Raw genomic sequence first — 17,408 nt, 5'->3', positions numbered from 1 at the left:
TTTCAAAAAATGAAAAAAATGCAGCCCTATTGTTTAACCACGCTCTGCAATGATTGCTTTTGCAACATTGTTAGGCACTTCAGCGTACTCACTAAACTCCATGGAGTAAGAAGCACGACCTTGTGTCGCAGAACGTAAATCAGTTGAGTAACCGAACATGACAGACAACGGAACTTGTGCACGAATTATCTTCAGGCCAGCTGTACCCTCGTCCATACCTTCGATGATGCCGCGACGACGGTTAATATCGCCAACAACGTCACCCATCCAGTCTTCTGGAGTAGTTACTTCAACTTTCATCATAGGCTCAAGCAGAACTGGTTGCGCTTCAAGTGCACCTGCTCTGAAAGCCATAGAGGCAGCGATTGTAAACGCCATCTCACTTGAATCTGTTTCATGGTAAGAACCATCATATAGTGTAGCTTTGATATCCAGAACTGGATAGCCAGCAAGCACACCATTGTTCATCTGTTCTTCAACGCCTTTAGCTACTGAAGCGATAAACTCTTTTGGTACTGTACCATCGGCAATTTCATCCACGAAGACAAAGCCTTCGCCAACTTCTGATGGTTCCAGTTTCAGCCAAACATGACCGTATTGACCTTTACCACCGTGTTCACGGATAAATTTACCTTCCGCTTTCGCTGTACCACGAATTGTTTCACGGTAAGCCACTTGCGGGTTACCAACGTTGCAGTTCACGCTAAATTCGCGCTTCATACGGTCAACGATGATATCTAAGTGTAGTTCACCCATACCAGAAATCAGTGTCTGGCCGGTTTCGTCATCCATATCGACGCGGAACGATGGGTCTTCTGCCGCTAATTTACTTAGCGCGATAGTCATTTTATCTTGATCGGCTTGTGAGCTTGGCTCTACAACGATCTGAATAACTGGGTCTGGGAATTCCATGCGCTCTAGAACAATCTTATGGTTCTGGTCACACAGAGTTTCACCAGTGGTCACATCTTTTAGGCCGATAATAGCCGCAATGTCACCTGCTCGTACTTCTTTTACTTCTTCACGCTTGTTTGAGTGCATTTGTACAATGCGACCTAAACGTTCACGTTGTTTCTTCACAGAGTTGTAAGCTGTTTTACCGCTTTCAACAACACCAGAGTAAACACGGATGAAAGTTAGAGTACCAACGAATGGGTCTGTTGCGATCTTGAATGCTAGCGCTGAGAACGGTTCTTTGTCGTCCGCGTGACGCTCTGCTTCATTCTCGTCTTCATCGATGCCCTTAATTGCAGGTACATCAACTGGAGAAGGAAGGAAATCAACCACTGCATCTAGAACAGCTTGTACACCTTTGTTTTTGAATGCACTACCACAAGTTGCTAGTACGATTTCATTGGTAAGGGTACGAGTACGAAGACCTTGTTTGATTTCAGCTTCTGTCAGTTCACCTTCTTCAAGGTACTTATCCATTAGCTCTTCAGAAGCTTCTGCCGCTGCTTCAACAAGTTCTGTACGATATTCTTCAGCCATTTCTTGCATGTCTGCTGGAATGTCTTCGTACGTAAAAGTCATGCCCTGGTCAGCTTCGTTCCAGTTGATTGCCTTCATCTTGATAAGATCGACAACACCTTGGAAGTTTTCTTCAGCGCCAATGTTCAGTTGAATCGGAACAGGAGTCGCGCCTAGGCGGTCCTTGATCTGCTCGATAACGCGCAAGAAGTCTGCGCCAGTACGGTCCATTTTGTTAACGAAAACCATACGAGGAACTTGGTACTTATCAGCTTGACGCCAAACTGTCTCTGATTGAGGCTCAACACCAGATGAACCACAGAACACAACAACGGCACCATCAAGTACACGTAGAGAACGTTCTACTTCAATAGTGAAGTCAACGTGTCCAGGAGTGTCGATGATGTTGATACGGTGATCTGGGAATTGCGCTTCCATACCACGCCAGAACGTAGTGGTTGCTGCTGAAGTGATCGTAATACCGCGCTCTTGCTCTTGCTCCATCCAGTCCATGGTTGCTGCACCATCGTGAACTTCGCCGATTTTGTGAGAAAGACCGGTATAGAACAGAATACGTTCACTTGTGGTTGTTTTACCTGCATCTACGTGAGCAACGATACCAATGTTACGGTACTGCTCAATAGGAGTTTTACGAGCCACGGTTGAATCCTCTTATTCGAGACTTAGGGACTATTGCTATACCTAGGATAAAAATTGCCTGCCCTAGAAATAGCAATAGTTCCTAGCGTAAGCATAGGAACTAAAGAAGTGCTGCAAGGAACCTTGCAGCACTAAAAAGGTATTACCAACGGTAATGTGCGAACGCTTTGTTTGCGTCAGCCATGCGGTGAACGTCTTCACGTTTCTTAACCGCAGTACCTTTGTTCTCAGACGCGTCTAGCATTTCAGCAGCTAGGCGTTGAGCCATAGATTTTTCACCACGCTTACGCGCAGCTTCAACTACCCAACGCATAGCAAGTGCGTTACGGCGAACCGGACGAACTTCTACAGGTACTTGGTAAGTTGAACCACCTACACGGCGAGATTTAACTTCTACCGCTGGGCGAACATTTTCAAGAGCTTCTTCAAATACAGCTAAGTGGTCTTTACCAGACTTCTCAGCCATTGCATCTAGTGCAGTGTAAACAATTTTTTCTGCAGTAGATTTCTTTCCGTCAACCATTAGGATGTTAACGAATTTTGCCAGCAGTTCAGATTTGAACTTTGGATCTGGAAGGATCTTACGCTGACCTATTACGCGACGACGTGGCATGGATATTCTCCGTTGTCTTCTTCAGGTTTTTTCCAAAACTTTTCAGAATAATAAATAAAATAGTGTTTGGCCTTACTTAACGATTTCTTTTTAAAAAAAGAGAATCAATTAAGACTTAGGACGTTTCACACCGTACTTAGAACGACCTTGTTTACGGTCATTAACGCCAGCACAGTCAAGTGCGCCGCGAACAGTGTGGTAACGAACACCCGGAAGGTCTTTTACACGACCGCCACGGATTAGTACAACACTGTGCTCTTGTAGGTTGTGGCCTTCACCGCCGATGTACGAAGTTACTTCGAAACCGTTAGTTAGACGTACACGACATACTTTACGTAGTGCCGAGTTAGGTTTTTTAGGTGTAGTAGTGTAAACACGAGTACATACACCACGTTTTTGTGGGCACGCTTCTAGTGCAGGCACGTTGCTTTTAACAACTTGCTTTACACGAGGTTTGCGAACCAACTGGTTAATAGTTGCCATTAACTAGCTCCTGAAATTTACTTGAAAGTAAGCTTTGTGAAAAATCTATCCCTAACTACATGTCGCAATTAGGGACGCAAAATTCTATTCAGCAGTGGGATGTGTGTCAAGAAATATACAGATCTTTTTTAGCCGTCTAGAGCTCAGGATGGTCTAGTTTTGACCAAACTGATAGAACATAGCTACCAAGTAACTGATTTGTCATTTAAAACCGTCAATTCAACAAAGCCATCAAAGCCTATTTGCGGGATGGCTTCAGAGGCCAACTGTTGTAGGCCGCGACTCTCTAGATCGGGTTTTAATACCGACATGTGCTCGACTGCACTGATTTGAGTGAATAACTCATGATTTGGAAGGCAAAGATACACTGCATCTTCAACTAACAAGAACTGGTCTTGTGGTTGAGAGTAGATAAGTGCAAGCTTGAGTTTATCCGCTGTTTTAACAATATGAAGCATAGCGATTCCTAGAAAGTCAGTATCTGTTGGCACTGAGCTAACGTCTGCGCTAACTCATCAGCTTCAGCGACGGTGACATCAATCAACAAGTCATCAGCGGAAAGACCAAACTGACTCAGGCTTCGTTGACAAACGTATACCTGTTCGATGTCGTACAGATCCATCAACTTAAACGCCGAAATGTAGTCACGGGACAGTGTCTGTTCAGGCTGCTGTGCTTTGAGAAGTTGTGTCACACCATCACCAACAAAAAACACGGCGATATCTTCACTATATGCGGACGCAGCTAATAACGCGTCTAAACCTTCCCTACCCGCAGCGGTAGTATGAGGAAAGCTATTAAATACAAAGGCTAATTTTCTCAAAACTGTACCACTCTGTCTTGCGTGAGTAGCGCTTCCGATAGGCTCCCTAAACCAGCCTGGGTAAATCCAGAAGCTAAGTTAGAGCCACTCAACTGATGCTGCTCTGCTTCTTCAGAGCTGATGATGCCACGTCTTAGTGCCGCCGCAACACAGGTCTCAAGACTCACATTGTGTTCATTTGCCAATTTCTGCCAAGCCGCAGCCAAATCAAACTCATCATTAGCTGGCACAGTAAGGTCAGAGCCGTTACTTACGCCGTCTTGATAAAAGAATACACTGTGGAGTTTGTGGCCCTGTTGAAGCAGAGCCACGGCAAACTGGTAAGCACTTCTTGCTGACTGTGAACCGTAGAGAGGCCCATTAACTAGGAGTGTATAGCTTAACAACCCTCTTCATCCTCTGTTTTACGCTGACGGATATATAGGTATACTGTGTGCTTAGAAATATTCAATCGCTCAGCAACACGGTTAATCGCATCTTTGATATCAAAAATACCTTTGTCGTACAGCTCCATCACGATTTGACGGTTCTTGGTATTGTTCGATACTGACTTGTCGGCATTGATCTCTTCAATAGTGCGCTCAACCGTTTGGTCGACAAGCTCTTCAACGTCGCTTGCAAAGTTAACTGATGAGGCAGCTTCGTCTGCGTCTTGTGTCGGCATGAAAGATTGCAGCACTTGTGAGAAAGGCGCATCCAGGTTCACGTTAATACACAGCAGGCCAATCACTCGGTCTTCACCATTACGGATAGCCACTGTGATCGACTTCATCAACACGCCACCTTTAGCACGGGTGAAGTATGAGCGTGAGAAGTTACGCTTAGAACCTTCGATATCTTTTAGCATCTTCAATGCAAGGTCAGTAATTGGCGAGCCAACCTGACGCCCCGTATTCTCACCGTTAGCAATTTTAATTGCAGAGGTGTTGAGGTCTTCTAAAGAGTGCAAAACGATCTCACAAAATGGGCCAATTAGACTCGCAATGCCGTCTACCACCGCTTCATAAGATCTTAGAATGATTTTATCGTGTTCACTGAATGGCATGACATTGACTGATTCCATTTCAAGTAACACATCTGCATTGACTGTTTCTGTAGTAGTCACTTATTCCTTACCTTCGTGTGAAAAATCAACAAATTTATGTAAGTTTATCAGAAAATTTTAATTGCACACCTAGCTAACATTGCAACTAGTGATTTAGAACAAGTTTAAAAATCAAATACTCATATTTGAATCATAAAAAAAGCCTAACGTGAAGTTAGGCTTTTTAGTCAATCTGCGCTTTTTACAGCGGGATTTCTTTCAGCTATTACTGAGCAGCAGGTGCTTCAGCGTTATCAATGCTTAGTAGTTCAACTTCGAATACTAGCGTTGAGTTAGCAGGGATTGTCGGTGTGTCTTGCTCACCGTATGCTAGCTCTGGCGGGATTACGAATTTGTACTTAGAACCAACTTGCATTAGTTGTACGCCTTCAGTCCAGCCTGGGATTACGCGGTTTAGAGGGAATGTTGCTGGTTCACCACGGTCGTAAGAGCTGTCGAACTGAGTACCGTCAGTTAGTGTGCCTTTGTAGTGTACTTGAACGGTATCTGTGTCTTTTGGAGAAGCGCCTTCACCTTGTGTCATTACTTGGTAAAGTAGGCCAGATTCAGTTTGCTTAACGCCTTCAGTTTTAGCGAATTCAGCACGGAAGTCATCACCAGCTTTCTTAGTTGCTGCCGATTTCTCTGCCGCTTGTGCTTGCATAGTTTCAGCAACACGCTTGTCTAGAGCTTCAAGTGCTGCACGAGTTTCTTCTTCGTTTAGTGCCGTTTTTTCTGCGAATACGTCTTCAATACCTTGAAGAACCATGTCTTTGTCTAGGTTAATGCCTAGCTCGCTTGGCTTATCAATGCTTGTGCTCAGGTAGTTAGCGAAAGATACGCCGATTGCGTATGCCGCTTTGTCATCTTCGGTTTTAAAGTTTACTGCTTCTACTTTAACTTCTTCTACTTGAGGTGCTTCTGCCTTTGGTTCTTCTTTCTGACAACCAACTGCTAGCATAACCGTTGCGGCAAGCAGTGATACTTTTAAAACTGATTTCATTGAATTCTCCAATTAATGGCCAAGCCATTGGTTATTGTGCACAAATCTAATGATTAGATTGGTGTGAATACGTTAGTTATAACAATATACTAGTCATATGTCTTTCGACACAAACCGGATTATTAGAAGTGATGCAAATATTTTTCCATTCCTTGCTATGTGCAATTGTCATCACCTTGTTAAATGGATGCTTTTTCTTTCAAGACGATGAGCAGCGTTGGGAAATTGAGCCCAGCGGCGCCACCAGCTTTGCTTTAAGCAGAGATGGACGCTTCGCCCTGCTCTACTCTCAGCAGAAACAATTGCTGCTTTGGGACCTTGCCGAAAACAAAGAGTTAGCCCAACTTGGCCCTCAAGATCAGTCCGAAAACCAAGTGTCGCGTATTCGAATCTCTGACAATGGCCGCTTTGCCATTACTGCCAGCCAAATGAACTTCGCCGTTTGGGACCTATCTTGGACCCAAGCTGAAGGACTATGGTCTATCTCTGACGGCTTGATTCGCGATGTTGACATCTCTAGCAATGGTGAAAAAGTACTACTCGGTTTATCGAATGGTAAAGCCATCTATGTGGACTTAGTCACCGGACGCCGTCTGGAGTTCCTTGCTCATAGAGAAAAAGTTAATTCCGTCGCCCTCTCTTCGAACGGTCGCTATGCACTTTCCGGTGGTAACGACTACAAAGCCTATCTGTGGGACACCGAAACTGGCTTGGTATTGCGCACCTTTGAACACAAGCAAAGAGTCGTACGTGTCGCCTTACAACGGGATGGCGAATTAGCCTTTACCTCTGATGGTGGCAATCAAGCGATGATTTGGGATCTTAAAACGGGTGAACCTCAAGCTCAGCTACAGAGTTGGTCGAGACAGCTGATATTCTCCAGTGCCCGTTTTTCCGATGATGGCAGCCTGTTAGTGACCGGTACTCCATCCAGCCAGGTGAGTGTTTGGGATGCTCAGGATGGCAAACGACTTTCACGACACGATGCAGAGCCACTAAAAGATACTCGCCCTCCTCGTGCGGTAGTGTATGATGCAGCCTTTGATGATAAGAACCGTGTAATATCGGGCACCTCTGCGGGCATCGCCCAAGCTTGGAATGTGGATTAAGAACGATGACAGAAAAGCGAGTTGAACAGTTAGAAAGCCGCGTTAATGACTTAGAATGTCAGCTAGCTTTCCAAGAGCAAACCATTGAAGAACTTAATGAAGCGCTTAGCCAACAACAGATGTTGATCACTAAGATGCAAGACCAAATGAAATATGTAGTGGGTAAAGTGAAGAACATTGATGGATCGAACTTAGCTGACGCATCCGAAGAGACACCACCACCACATTACTAATGTGCGTTGCCAACAAGCTACGGCTTATTGCTCTGGTTGAAAAACAAAAGGCGGCAGAGAATATCTGTCGCCTCTTGTGTATCTGATTGGGAATTTGAGTTACACCGGAGCTTGGTTAGTCATCGGCATAGATCTTCACTTCCACTCGTCCTTCAGTATCAACGCTAGCACGGTACATACCGGAACTGTTCATGCCGAAGTGAATATCACCTTGACCGTCAATTGCGATCAAACCACCTTCGCCACCCATGGTTTTCAATTCACCTTGGATGATATGTTCACATGCAGTATGAACGTCTTCTTTAAGATAACGCATGCGCGCAGCCACATCACTGGCAACCATTTTTCTTAAGAAGAACTCACCCATGCCTGTGGTAGAAACCGCAACATTACCATTCTCAGCAATAGTGCCCGCACCAATGATTGGCGAATCACCGACTCGGCCGTACTTCTTGTTTGTCACACCACCAGTACTGGTCGCTGCCGCCAAGTTACCCACTTGATCTAATGCCACAGCGCCAACCGTGCCGTACTTTTTGTCGTCTGGATATTTTTCAGCTTGCTGCCCATCGTATTTCGCTTCAGACAGAGCAAATACGCCCTTCTCTTTCATCGATTGAAGCTGGTCGTAACGGCGCTCAGTGAAGAAATAGTCTTGCTCAGTAAAGGTATAGCCGTGTTCAAAGGCAAACTTCTCTGCCCCTTCTCCAATCAACAGTACATGGTCGCTTTTCAGCATCACATCGCGAGCTAATTCGATCGGGTTTTTAATGTGGCGAACACCAGCAATGGCACCCGCATCCATTTCACGACCGTGCATCACCGACGCATCCATTTCCACAAACTCATCATGCGTAAGAACGGAGCCCTTACCTGCATTGAAATGTGGACTGTCTTCCATCACCTTTACCGATGCCACTACCGCATCCAACGCATCACCGCCCGATTGCAGCACTTGGTAACCAGCTAACACTGATTTTTCTAAAGCCTCAGTAATGCCCGCTTTTAGCTCATCACTCATCTGCTCTCGCAAGATGGTTCCAGCACCACCGTGAATGGCAATTGAAAAAGGTTGCGACATGTATACTCTCCACTGACGTATTCTTATTATCTGTCGCTATCAATATCATATCCAAAGCTCGATGTCTGATAGCAACAACAAATCTTTCGCTAGCGGTCATGCTCACGCCAGAAAGCACAACCCCAATACGAAAAAAGCCTCCACAAGGGAGGCTTTCATATTCTAAAACTAAACCGTTAACTCGGTATTAGTGAGAACCACAGCTACCGCCGCCGCAGCAGCCGTCTTTTTTCTCTTCACCGTGGTCGTGGCCTTCGCCACCGCAGCAGCCGCCTTCTTGGTGTACGTGACCGTGTTGAACTTCTTCTTCAGTCGCTTCACGAACCGCTACTACTTCAACGTCAAACGTTAGAGTTTGGCCAGCTAGCATGTGGTTGCCATCAACAACAACTTCTTCGCCGTCTACTTCAGTTACTTCTACTGGGATTGGACCTTGGTCAGTATCCGCTAGGAAGCGCATACCAACTTCGATTTGTTCAACACCTTGGAATACGTCAGCAGGAACACGTTGCACTAGTGCATCGTTGTGCTCGCCGTAAGCGTCTTCTGGAGTAACAGTTGCAGAGAACTTGTCGCCAGCAACTTTGCCTTCAAGCTCTTTTTCAAGACCTGTAATTAGGTTGTTGTGACCGTGAAGGTAATCTAGTGGAGCTTCTGCAGTTGATTGGTCAACTACTACGCCATCTTCAAGTTTCACTTGATATGCAACACTAACTACTACGTTCTTTTCAATTTTCATGAGAGCTCCAAGGAGGTTTGGACTAAGCTCTAACAATTGAGCTTAGGAAAAATTCTGTACCAGGATATTATGGGGATCAATTATCGAAACTCAATCACTCAGGCTTAAAAATACCGATCATTTCTTGATTCGCGTGTTCAGATTTCTCTACAGTTTTCGGTTTACGTTGCTCTGAGAAGTCACAATCGACACATTCCACCAGCTCGATATTATTCTCAATCCACCAACGAAGCGTGTCTTGAGTATTGCAGCTTGGGCAGCTCGCCCCTGCGATAAAGCGTTTTTTCTGTTTCACGTTAATATCCTTTACTACTCTGGATTCGCGGTTCTCTATGCTTGATATGGAAGCGAATAGGACCACGTTTATTATTAGGTTTCTCTTGGCAATAACTTTTGGCTCAAAGCATGCATTACATACTCGAGCCGTTCACTGTAAACAGAGGCTATTGCCAATAGTTACGAGATTGGTGGTCATTCTCCATCTCGTGCCCAAAGATCTCTTCAAGCTCTTTACGAGCCTCTTTCGCTCTTTGGGCTAACTCTGCGTCTTCATTGTGCTGAGGCAGTAACTCTTTCAGCATACCATTATCCAACTTCCTAAAATGTGCTTCTGCTCGCTTCGCTTTGTATGGATGCATGCCAAGCTCAGTCAGAGTTTGACGGCCAAGGTCCAATGCGCCAAGGAAGGTTTCACGCGAGTAATTGTTTACCCCGTGATTGAGCAATTGGTACGCTTCAACACGGCTTCGTGCACGTGCCAAGATTTTCAGACGTGGAAAATGCTGCTTACACAAGTCGACGGTTTTCATGATTTCGTCTGGAGAGTCTGTACACAACACTATCGCTTCGGCCTTATCTGCCCCCGCAGCTCGTAACAGCTCTAAGTGAGTGGAATCACCGTAAAATACCTTGTAGCCAAACTTTCTCAGGATGTGGATTTGGCTAGCGTCACTTTCCAAGATCGTAATACGGATCTTATTAGCGTACATCAGACGTCCAATGATCTGACCAAAACGACCAAAGCCGGTAATAATCACTCGAGGGCTACGATCAACCACATCCGAAGACATCGCATTCTCGCTAATTTGATTCAATTGGCGAGCAAAGAACTTATCTTGCAGCTTAAGCATTAATGGCGTGGTCACCATTGAGAGACTCACAACAACTAGCAAGAACGACACTTGCTCACCACTCAAGATGCCTTGTGCACTTGCCGCTGTGAAGATAACGAAAGCAAATTCACCGCCTTGGCTAAGAATCATTGCCATGCGGCTACGTGCTTTGGCTTGAGTACCAAACACTCGAGCAAGAGCGTACAAAACCAAACCTTTTAGTACGACTAACGCAAGAACAGCGATCAGTATTGCAAACGGGCTTTCGGCCAATAACCCCAAGTTAACGGCCATACCGACCGAGATAAAGAACAGACCAAGTAACAGCCCTTTGAATGGGTCAATCGCGATTTCCAGCTCATGTCGGTATTCACTTTCCGCTAGAAGTACGCCCGCTAAGAAAGTACCCAGAGCCATCGACAAGCCTATCTGCTGCATGATAACGGCAATACCAATTACCAATAGCAGAGCAGCAACGGTGAACAACTCACGCACACCACTCATGACTACATAGCGGAAAAGAGGCCTCAACAAGAAGTGGCCACCGACTAGTAAACCAACCACACCACCTAACATCCACAACATGTCTGTCCAACTGCCGCCCGTGTTACCTGCAAGCAGAGGCAACATCGCTAACATAGGGATCACGGCAATATCTTGGAATAGCAAAACCGCAAAGCCAGATTGCCCAGCTTCTTTACCACCAAGCTCTCGCTCTTCAATGACCCTTAAAGCGATCGCGGTTGAAGATAAGGCTAAACCCATGCCTATTACTAGGCTTGTTTGCCACGTTAAGCCAAACATACAGGCGATAGCGGTGATGATCAGAGTGGTAATCAGCACTTGCGCGCCACCGAGCCCGAGAATAGGCGCTCGCATCTGCCACAGTTTTTTAGGGTTAAGCTCTAAACCAATCAGGAAGAGCAGCAGCACCACCCCGAATTCGGAAAAGTGTAGAATCGCTTCTACATCGCTGATTAAACCAAGCCCCCATGGGCCAATTGCCACACCCGCCAGCAAGTAGCCCAAAACTGAGCCTAAACCGGCGCGCTGAGCGATAGGTACCGCAACCACGGCTGCAGCAAGGAATATAACGCTACTTTGCAAAAAATCATTAGTCAGAGCCATCGTTCGCTCCTATATCTTGTAGCGGGTCTCGCAACCAGTTTCGATAAGCCTCTGCGTGTTGATAACGAGTCATGTCTGAGACATTTCGTGCCCAGTGTAAAACCAAAGGTGGAATCCAGTTCATCTGACACAAAGCGGCTGTGAGTTCGAAAGGCTGTAAAATCTCTTGTAATGGATATTTATTATAGCCTGCTGCTCCAAACGCCTCTTCTTTACCACCCGTAGTGATGACACTGCGCCAGTGTTTACCTTTCAGTGCACTTTGCTCACCAAACGCAAAGCCTTTACCCAAGACTCGGTCAAACCACTCTTTTAACAGTGAAGGACAGGAATACATAAACAGAGGGTGTTGGAACACAATCACATCATATTCAAGGAGCAGAGAATGCTCGTAAGGCACATCGATAAAGAAATCAGGATAGATGGCATAGAGGTCGTGAATTTTAACGTGCTCGAGCGACTCTATTTTCTTAACCATCATCTGATTGGCAATAGAGGTTTCTGGCTCTGGGTGCGCGTAGATAACCAATACTTTGGGCACTACTTTGTCTGTCGAGGGAGTATTACTCATTCCTTTGAAGCTTTCCTTTTAAGGCTAAACGGTGGCAAGGCCACAAGAATTTAAGCAAAAGTTATTAATATGTTATTGGCATCATAACGCAAATTGCATTGTGATCGACTTTTATCTGGTTTAAGCCTACTATGCAGGCGTCTGTTCATCTCTAATTTCAATGCTATTTCTATGATTACTTTCTCTGATATTCAATTGCTACGCGGCGGTAAGCCCCTCCTCGACCAAGCATCTGCGACTCTTCACCCTGGCGACAAGATTGGCTTGGTGGGTAAAAACGGCTGTGGTAAATCGACGCTGTTCGCTTTAATTAAAGACGAACTATCGATTGATGCTGGCTCATTCAGCAAACCTGCTCACTGGGAAATGGCGTGGGTTGCTCAAGAAACCCCAGCATTAGAAAGAACAGCAATTGAATACGTGATTGATGGTGACCGTGAATATCGTGGCCTTGAAGGTCAGCTGCAAAAAGCGGAAGTAGCCGACAACGGCACACTCGTCGCAGAGATTCACGGCAAGATAGAAACCATTGGTGGTTACAGTATTAAGGCTCGCGCAGCCGAATTGCTAGACGGCCTAGGCTTTAGCCAAGAACAAATGACGTGGAACCTGACCCAATTCTCAGGTGGTTGGCGTATGCGTTTGAACCTAGCGCAAGCCCTACTGTGCCGCAGTGACTTACTGCTGCTCGATGAGCCAACCAACCACTTGGACTTAGATGCGGTAATGTGGCTAGAGCGTTGGCTACAAAGCTACCCTGGCACACTGATTCTTATCTCGCACGATAGAGACTTCTTAGACCCTATCGTCAACCGCATCGTGCACGTAGAAAACCAAAAGTTAAATGAGTACACAGGTAACTACTCATCGTTTGAGAATCAACGAGCGCAAAAACTGATTCTGCAACAGGCGATGTACCAGAAGCAGCAAAAGCAGATGGCTCACATGCAGAGCTACATCGACCGTTTCCGTTATAAAGCTTCAAAGGCTCGCCAAGCGCAAAGCCGTATTAAAGCGCTAGAGAAAATGGAACAAGTACTGCCAGCTCAGTTTGATAACCCATTCAGCTTTGAGTTCAGAGAGCCAGACGCGCTACCAAACCCAATCATGATGATGGATGAGGTCTCTGCAGGCTACGATGACAAATTAATCCTAGAGAAGATTCGCCTTAACCTTGTTCCAGGGAGCCGTATCGGTCTACTGGGTCGTAACGGCGCAGGTAAATCGACACTTATTAAGCTGCTTTCTGGTGAACTGAAACAGCAAGGCGGCGAACTGAGCTACTCACAAGGCGTTAAGATTGGTTACTTCGCACAGCATCAACTAGAAACGCTGCACCCAGAAGAGACACCACTGCAACACATGATGCAGATTGCGCCTAAGCACACCGAACAACAGCTGCGTGATTATCTAGGTAGCTTTGGCTTCCAAGGCGAGAAAGCACTGGATAAAGTGGCTCCTTTCTCCGGTGGTGAGAAAGCACGTTTAGTATTGGCGCTGCTAGTATGGCAAAAACCGAACCTATTGCTACTCGATGAACCAACCAACCACTTGGATCTCGATATGCGTCAGGCGCTGACATTCGCTCTACAAACATTTGAAGGCGCGATGGTTATCGTATCGCACGACCGTTACCTACTTCGTGCAACCACTGATGACCTGTACCTTGTACACGACCGCCAAGTTGCACCGTTTGACGGCGACCTGAACGATTACTACAAATGGCTAACCGAACAGCAAAAAGTAGAACGCAAAGAAGCACAAGCGCAGACTCCAGCGAAAGATGGCGCCAACAGTGCTGCTGCGAAAAAAGAGCAAAAACGTAAAGAAGCGGAGTTCCGTAAGTTAACCGCACCAATCCGTAAAAAGCTGACTCAATTTGAAAAGCAGATGGATAAACTGACGCTTGCTCTTGAAGAAGCCGAGCAACAATTATCAGACACTTCACTGTATGAAGCTGAAAATAAGGCTAAACTGAATGAAGTACTCGCCCTACAAGCGAGCAGTAAATCACAACTTGAAGAAGTTGAAATGGATTGGATGTCCACTCAAGAAGAGCTTGAGCAGATGGAACAGGATATGGATAGCTTATGAGCCCAAAGCACGCCCCAATATCACTAACACTGGAACGACTATGGCAATTTAGCCTTCAGTATTACAGTGTGCGCGGTGTTAAAGATGCGTGCTTAGCTTTGCAAAACCAGTTCCACGGCAACGTCAATCTACTGCTGCTCCTCAAATGGCTCGATGAGCAGCAGGTGTCTTTTGCAGAAGAAGAGTGGCACAAAGTACAACAGTGCTTAAGCCGCTCCGAAACCCTACTTCATAGTTATCGAGAGTTACGTAAGCACCTTAAAGAGCATGTTGTCGACTCTCTCTACCGTGAAGCCTTACAGTTTGAACTGCAACTTGAGAAACAGCAGCAATCCGATCTTGTCGACTGTATCAACTCGCTGCAATTGTTCACCAATCAACAAGCGCCACTGGCTCTGCAATATTGTCGTCTACTCGGGGCAGAAAACCTCTATGACGCATTTTCTGAACCCGCCCCTCAGCCTTAACTCGTTTTCTTTCTCTTTTGAGTTGTTCCGGTACAAGCTTACTCTCGTATTGATATTTCGCTCCACCTAACAAAACGAGTGCTCATAGCAAGCAGAGGCTAGCTCGTACAAGTTTGATAATATTCAATCAGTTACTCACAACATGTTTTTACATTGAGTCTCAGTGAAAGGCTTGCGCTAGCACCGAGAATCAACCAAGCTCAAATAAAAACGTGGGCGCATCGCAATACTTAATACTTTTCAAAGCCCATAAAAAGCACGGACTGTTTTATGACCATATTTACCGCAGCTGCTGGTTTATCTAACCCACACTTACAAACTTTAGTGCCAAGGTTTATCAGAAAGCAGGCGTTGTTCCACCCTACGTGGCAAACCTTAGAAACACCTGATGGGGACTTCCTAGACCTTGCTTGGAGTGAATCACCAGATAACGATGAACTAACAAGCAACAAACCTATCTTTATTCTGTTCCACGGATTAGAAGGCAGTTTTGAGAGCCCTTATGCCAACGGGCTGATGAATGCGTTTGCGAAGGATGGTTGGTTGTCGGTGATGATGCATTTTAGAGGCTGTAGCGGTAAACCGAACCGCTTGGCTCGTGCATATCACTCAGGTGAAGTTGAAGATGCTCGCTTTTTCCTAAGACACCTGCACGCACAGTTTCCCAACATCCCTAAGGTGGCGGTCGGCATCTCTTTAGGCGGAAACATGCTAGCAAATTATCTGGCTGAGTATTCAGACGATCCCCTGCTATCAGCAGCAACCATAGTGTCAGCTCCGTTTGATCTGGCTTGTTGTGCGAGTCGCATTGAGAAAGGCTTTTCTAAGCTCTACAAGAAGTACCTGCTCAGCTCTCTCAAATCAAACGCCCTAAAAAAGATTAACTTGCTGCAAGAGAAGCTCGACATCACCGCAGAGACAATCAAGAAAATTGATAAGTTGTATGAGTTTGATGAACGAATCACCGCACCTCTGCATGGATTCAAGAACGCTCAAGACTATTACGCACAGTGCTCAGCTCTTCCTAAGCTCAATAAGATAACGCTACCAACTCAGATAATTCATGCTAAAGACGATCCTTTCATGACTGATGATGTGATTCCTAAATTCGTTCTGCCGGATAACATCGATTATCGCTTGTTCCAGAAAGGGGGTCATGTTGGGTTCATTACTGGTAGTACACTAAAACCAAGGTTTTGGTTAGAAGAAGCGCTACCAGCCTACTATGAAAGTATTCAAGACTCGGCATAACGCTAAGCCTACTAAAGATATAAGTGAAACCTTGATAAGATAGCGCAGCCCCTAATTGGGGTTGTACTAAAAACACCGCTAGACACACTCATCGACATATCAATGAACATAAAAGAGAGAAGTATTTATGATCATCCCATGGAAAGACATTGAGCCTGATACACTGGAAAATCTCATCAAAGAATTCGTACTTCGTGAGGGTACAGACTACGGCGACGTGGAGATCTCTCTACAAAACAAGATTGACCAAGTGAAACATCAATTAGCTTCTGGTGAGGCTAACATCGTGTTTTCCGAACTGCACGAGACCGTTGATATCCAGCTAACAAAACGCTTCTAAGCTGCGCTTAACACAGAGCCGTGTTATAGTGGAAAACGATTGCTAACAAGTAAGTTACTCATAAGACAAGGGTTGTCATGTCCGCTAAACATCCAATTATTGCGGTGACGGGTTCTTCAGGAGCCGGCACCACCACTACCTCAGAAGCCTTCCGAAAAATGTTCAACATGATGGACGTGAAGGCCGCTTGGGTTGAAGGGGATAGTTTTCACCGCTTCACTCGACCAGAAATGGATGTCGAGATCCGTAAGGCGCGCGAGCAAGGTAAGCACATCAGCTACTTTGGTCCACAAGCCAACGACTTCGGGGCCTTAGAAGAGTTTTTCCGTAAATACGGAAATGAAGGTACTGGCCAAGTACGTAGTTACCTACATACGTTTGACGAAGCGGTTCCTTATAATCAAATGCCGGGCACCTTTACGCCATGGCAAGATATCCCTGAAAATTCAGACGTGATGTTTTACGAAGGCCTACACGGCGGCGTGGTTGATGGCGACATTAATGTCTCACAACACGTCGACCTGCTGATTGGCATGGTTCCTATCGTAAACCTAGAGTGGATTCAAAAGTTCGTTCGTGACACACGCGATCGTGGCCACTCACGTGAAGCAGTAATGGACTCCATTGTTCGTTCAATGGATGATTACCTTAACTATATTACCCCGCAATTTTCGCGTACTCATATCAACTTTCAGCGTGTTCCAACTGTAGATACATCGAACCCACTCAACGCCAAAGGGATTCCAAGTTTAGACGAAAGCTTCGTAGTTATACGTTTGCGCGGCATCAAAAACGTCGATTTCCCTTACCTTTTGGCAATGATTGATGGCTCATTCATGTCTCGTCATAACACCCTAGTGGTGCCAGGTGGCAAGATGAGTTTTGCTATGGAGCTCATTGTGAGGCCAATCCTACAACAACTCATCGAAACCGGGAAAATAGGTTAACAAAACGGCATTCTGGCTGATTACTTTTCATACCGTGATCATGTGCACAATTTTGCGTAAAAAATCGTAGCTTGGTCACGATTAAAATCAAGAAATAGTACCTGAAAAAGGATACTATTCTTAAACGAAACACAAGATAGCTTGCAGCGCTCACCGAGTGCTCTTATCCTAAGAAGTCAATTCAGGCTTAGCTAAAATAC

Annotated in this window: 20 protein-coding genes; 7 read left to right on the top strand and 13 right to left on the bottom strand. The window is 45.6% G+C overall.

The window, feature by feature from the left end; genetic code table 11:
- Nucleotides 1-33 precede the first annotated feature (33 nt).
- From fusA to fkpA, 8 genes are all read right to left on the bottom strand, one after another.
- Nucleotides 34-2,130, bottom strand: a complete 2,097-nt coding sequence (fusA, locus tag BTO10_RS22185) for an elongation factor G (protein WP_105025849.1) — start codon at nt 2,128-2,130, stop codon at nt 34-36.
- Nucleotides 2,131-2,272: 142 nt separating this feature from the next.
- Nucleotides 2,273-2,743: a 30S ribosomal protein S7 gene (gene rpsG / locus BTO10_RS22180; protein ID WP_004737195.1), complete on the bottom strand. Its 471-nt coding sequence runs from the start codon at nt 2,741-2,743 to the stop codon at nt 2,273-2,275.
- Between the two features lie 108 nt (nt 2,744-2,851).
- Nucleotides 2,852-3,226, bottom strand: a complete 375-nt coding sequence (rpsL, locus tag BTO10_RS22175) for a 30S ribosomal protein S12 (protein WP_004737194.1) — start codon at nt 3,224-3,226, stop codon at nt 2,852-2,854.
- A gap of 182 nt (nt 3,227-3,408) precedes the next feature.
- Nucleotides 3,409-3,684 carry a sulfurtransferase complex subunit TusB gene (tusB, locus tag BTO10_RS22170; RefSeq protein WP_105025848.1) on the bottom strand — a complete coding sequence of 92 codons (276 nt, stop codon included), beginning with the start codon at nt 3,682-3,684 and terminating at the stop codon, nt 3,409-3,411.
- An 8-nt stretch (nt 3,685-3,692) separates the two neighbouring features.
- Nucleotides 3,693-4,049 carry a sulfurtransferase complex subunit TusC gene (gene tusC / locus BTO10_RS22165; protein WP_105025847.1) on the bottom strand — a complete coding sequence of 119 codons (357 nt, stop codon included), beginning with the start codon at nt 4,047-4,049 and terminating at the stop codon, nt 3,693-3,695.
- Nucleotides 4,046-4,435, bottom strand: a complete 390-nt coding sequence (gene tusD / locus BTO10_RS22160) for a sulfurtransferase complex subunit TusD (protein ID WP_004737191.1) — start codon at nt 4,433-4,435, stop codon at nt 4,046-4,048. The genes tusC and tusD overlap by 4 nt, the downstream gene beginning before the upstream one ends.
- Nucleotides 4,429-5,154: a helix-turn-helix transcriptional regulator gene (locus tag BTO10_RS22155; RefSeq protein ID WP_004737190.1), complete on the bottom strand. Its 726-nt coding sequence runs from the start codon at nt 5,152-5,154 to the stop codon at nt 4,429-4,431. The genes tusD and BTO10_RS22155 overlap by 7 nt, the downstream gene beginning before the upstream one ends.
- Before the next feature lie 205 nt (nt 5,155-5,359).
- Entirely contained in the window at nt 5,360-6,136 is a 777-nt protein-coding gene (gene fkpA, locus BTO10_RS22150) for an FKBP-type peptidyl-prolyl cis-trans isomerase (protein WP_102425866.1), read from the bottom strand.
- Nucleotides 6,137-6,267: 131 nt separating this feature from the next.
- Between fkpA and BTO10_RS22145 the strand changes: the two genes are divergently transcribed.
- Together BTO10_RS22145 and BTO10_RS22140 are read left to right on the top strand one after the other, a co-directional pair.
- A complete protein-coding gene (locus tag BTO10_RS22145; RefSeq protein WP_105025846.1) occupies nt 6,268-7,245 on the top strand; it encodes a WD40 repeat domain-containing protein in 978 nt (325 codons plus the stop codon).
- A gap of 5 nt (nt 7,246-7,250) precedes the next feature.
- On the top strand, nt 7,251-7,478 hold the full coding sequence (locus BTO10_RS22140; protein ID WP_004737187.1) for a SlyX family protein: 228 nt from the start codon (nt 7,251-7,253) through the stop codon (nt 7,476-7,478).
- 115 nt (nt 7,479-7,593) lie between these two features.
- Here the strand turns inward: BTO10_RS22140 and BTO10_RS22135 are convergent, their stop codons facing one another.
- From BTO10_RS22135 to kefG, 5 genes are all read right to left on the bottom strand, one after another.
- Nucleotides 7,594-8,559: an isoaspartyl peptidase/L-asparaginase family protein gene (locus BTO10_RS22135; protein WP_105025845.1), complete on the bottom strand. Its 966-nt coding sequence runs from the start codon at nt 8,557-8,559 to the stop codon at nt 7,594-7,596.
- 187 nt (nt 8,560-8,746) lie between these two features.
- Nucleotides 8,747-9,298 (bottom strand): peptidylprolyl isomerase, encoded by a 552-nt coding sequence (slyD, locus tag BTO10_RS22130; protein ID WP_105025844.1) that lies wholly within the window; start codon nt 9,296-9,298, stop codon nt 8,747-8,749.
- 94 nt (nt 9,299-9,392) lie between these two features.
- Nucleotides 9,393-9,593: a YheV family putative zinc ribbon protein gene (locus tag BTO10_RS22125; RefSeq protein WP_004737184.1), complete on the bottom strand. Its 201-nt coding sequence runs from the start codon at nt 9,591-9,593 to the stop codon at nt 9,393-9,395.
- 148 nt (nt 9,594-9,741) lie between these two features.
- Nucleotides 9,742-11,538 carry a glutathione-regulated potassium-efflux system protein KefB gene (kefB, locus tag BTO10_RS22120; protein WP_105025843.1) on the bottom strand — a complete coding sequence of 599 codons (1,797 nt, stop codon included), beginning with the start codon at nt 11,536-11,538 and terminating at the stop codon, nt 9,742-9,744.
- The gene (gene kefG, locus BTO10_RS22115; protein ID WP_004737183.1) at nt 11,525-12,109 is read right to left on the bottom strand and encodes a glutathione-regulated potassium-efflux system ancillary protein KefG; all 585 of its coding nucleotides are present in this window, start codon (nt 12,107-12,109) and stop codon (nt 11,525-11,527) included. The genes kefB and kefG overlap by 14 nt, the downstream gene beginning before the upstream one ends.
- 171 nt (nt 12,110-12,280) lie before the next feature.
- On the opposite strand from kefG, the gene BTO10_RS22110 reads away from it, so the two are divergent.
- From BTO10_RS22110 to BTO10_RS22090, 5 genes are all read left to right on the top strand, one after another.
- Complete coding sequence (locus tag BTO10_RS22110; protein ID WP_105025842.1) at nt 12,281-14,203, top strand: ABC transporter ATP-binding protein; 1,923 nt, start codon at nt 12,281-12,283, stop codon at nt 14,201-14,203.
- Entirely contained in the window at nt 14,200-14,670 is a 471-nt protein-coding gene (locus tag BTO10_RS22105) for a TIGR02444 family protein (RefSeq protein ID WP_004737181.1), read from the top strand. The genes BTO10_RS22110 and BTO10_RS22105 overlap by 4 nt, the downstream gene beginning before the upstream one ends.
- A gap of 270 nt (nt 14,671-14,940) precedes the next feature.
- Nucleotides 14,941-15,921: a hydrolase gene (locus BTO10_RS22100; RefSeq protein WP_105025841.1), complete on the top strand. Its 981-nt coding sequence runs from the start codon at nt 14,941-14,943 to the stop codon at nt 15,919-15,921.
- 127 nt (nt 15,922-16,048) lie between these two features.
- Nucleotides 16,049-16,261, top strand: coding sequence for a YheU family protein (locus BTO10_RS22095; RefSeq protein ID WP_004737179.1), 213 nt, complete (start codon nt 16,049-16,051; stop codon nt 16,259-16,261).
- 77 nt (nt 16,262-16,338) lie between these two features.
- Entirely contained in the window at nt 16,339-17,208 is an 870-nt protein-coding gene (locus tag BTO10_RS22090) for a phosphoribulokinase (protein WP_008222326.1), read from the top strand.
- Nucleotides 17,209-17,408: the final 200 nt, after the last annotated feature.

Source organism: Vibrio chagasii (assembly GCF_002954585.1).
Lineage (GTDB): Bacteria > Pseudomonadota > Gammaproteobacteria > Enterobacterales > Vibrionaceae > Vibrio > Vibrio chagasii_A.
The sequence above is the reverse complement of the archived record's forward strand: the minus strand, read 5'-3'. Positions and strand labels throughout refer to the sequence as shown.

What these genes read in the sequence shown, in the direction of transcription:
- rpsG (WP_004737195.1), bottom strand. Translation starts at nt 2,743, where the DNA reads ATGCCACGTCGTCGCGTAATAGGTCAGCGTAAGATCCTTCCAGATCCA.
- BTO10_RS22110 (WP_105025842.1), top strand. Translation starts at nt 12,281, where the DNA reads ATGATTACTTTCTCTGATATTCAATTGCTACGCGGCGGTAAGCCCCTC.
- slyD (WP_105025844.1), bottom strand. Translation starts at nt 9,298, where the DNA reads ATGAAAATTGAAAAGAACGTAGTAGTTAGTGTTGCATATCAAGTGAAA.
- kefB (WP_105025843.1), bottom strand. Translation starts at nt 11,538, where the DNA reads ATGGCTCTGACTAATGATTTTTTGCAAAGTAGCGTTATATTCCTTGCT.
- rpsL (WP_004737194.1), bottom strand. Translation starts at nt 3,226, where the DNA reads ATGGCAACTATTAACCAGTTGGTTCGCAAACCTCGTGTAAAGCAAGTT.
- BTO10_RS22140 (WP_004737187.1), top strand. Translation starts at nt 7,251, where the DNA reads ATGACAGAAAAGCGAGTTGAACAGTTAGAAAGCCGCGTTAATGACTTA.
- BTO10_RS22135 (WP_105025845.1), bottom strand. Translation starts at nt 8,559, where the DNA reads ATGTCGCAACCTTTTTCAATTGCCATTCACGGTGGTGCTGGAACCATC.
- tusB (WP_105025848.1), bottom strand. Translation starts at nt 3,684, where the DNA reads ATGCTTCATATTGTTAAAACAGCGGATAAACTCAAGCTTGCACTTATC.
- BTO10_RS22100 (WP_105025841.1), top strand. Translation starts at nt 14,941, where the DNA reads ATGACCATATTTACCGCAGCTGCTGGTTTATCTAACCCACACTTACAA.
- BTO10_RS22090 (WP_008222326.1), top strand. Translation starts at nt 16,339, where the DNA reads ATGTCCGCTAAACATCCAATTATTGCGGTGACGGGTTCTTCAGGAGCC.
- fkpA (WP_102425866.1), bottom strand. Translation starts at nt 6,136, where the DNA reads ATGAAATCAGTTTTAAAAGTATCACTGCTTGCCGCAACGGTTATGCTA.
- BTO10_RS22095 (WP_004737179.1), top strand. Translation starts at nt 16,049, where the DNA reads ATGATCATCCCATGGAAAGACATTGAGCCTGATACACTGGAAAATCTC.
- BTO10_RS22105 (WP_004737181.1), top strand. Translation starts at nt 14,200, where the DNA reads ATGAGCCCAAAGCACGCCCCAATATCACTAACACTGGAACGACTATGG.
- kefG (WP_004737183.1), bottom strand. Translation starts at nt 12,109, where the DNA reads ATGAGTAATACTCCCTCGACAGACAAAGTAGTGCCCAAAGTATTGGTT.
- BTO10_RS22145 (WP_105025846.1), top strand. Translation starts at nt 6,268, where the DNA reads ATGCAAATATTTTTCCATTCCTTGCTATGTGCAATTGTCATCACCTTG.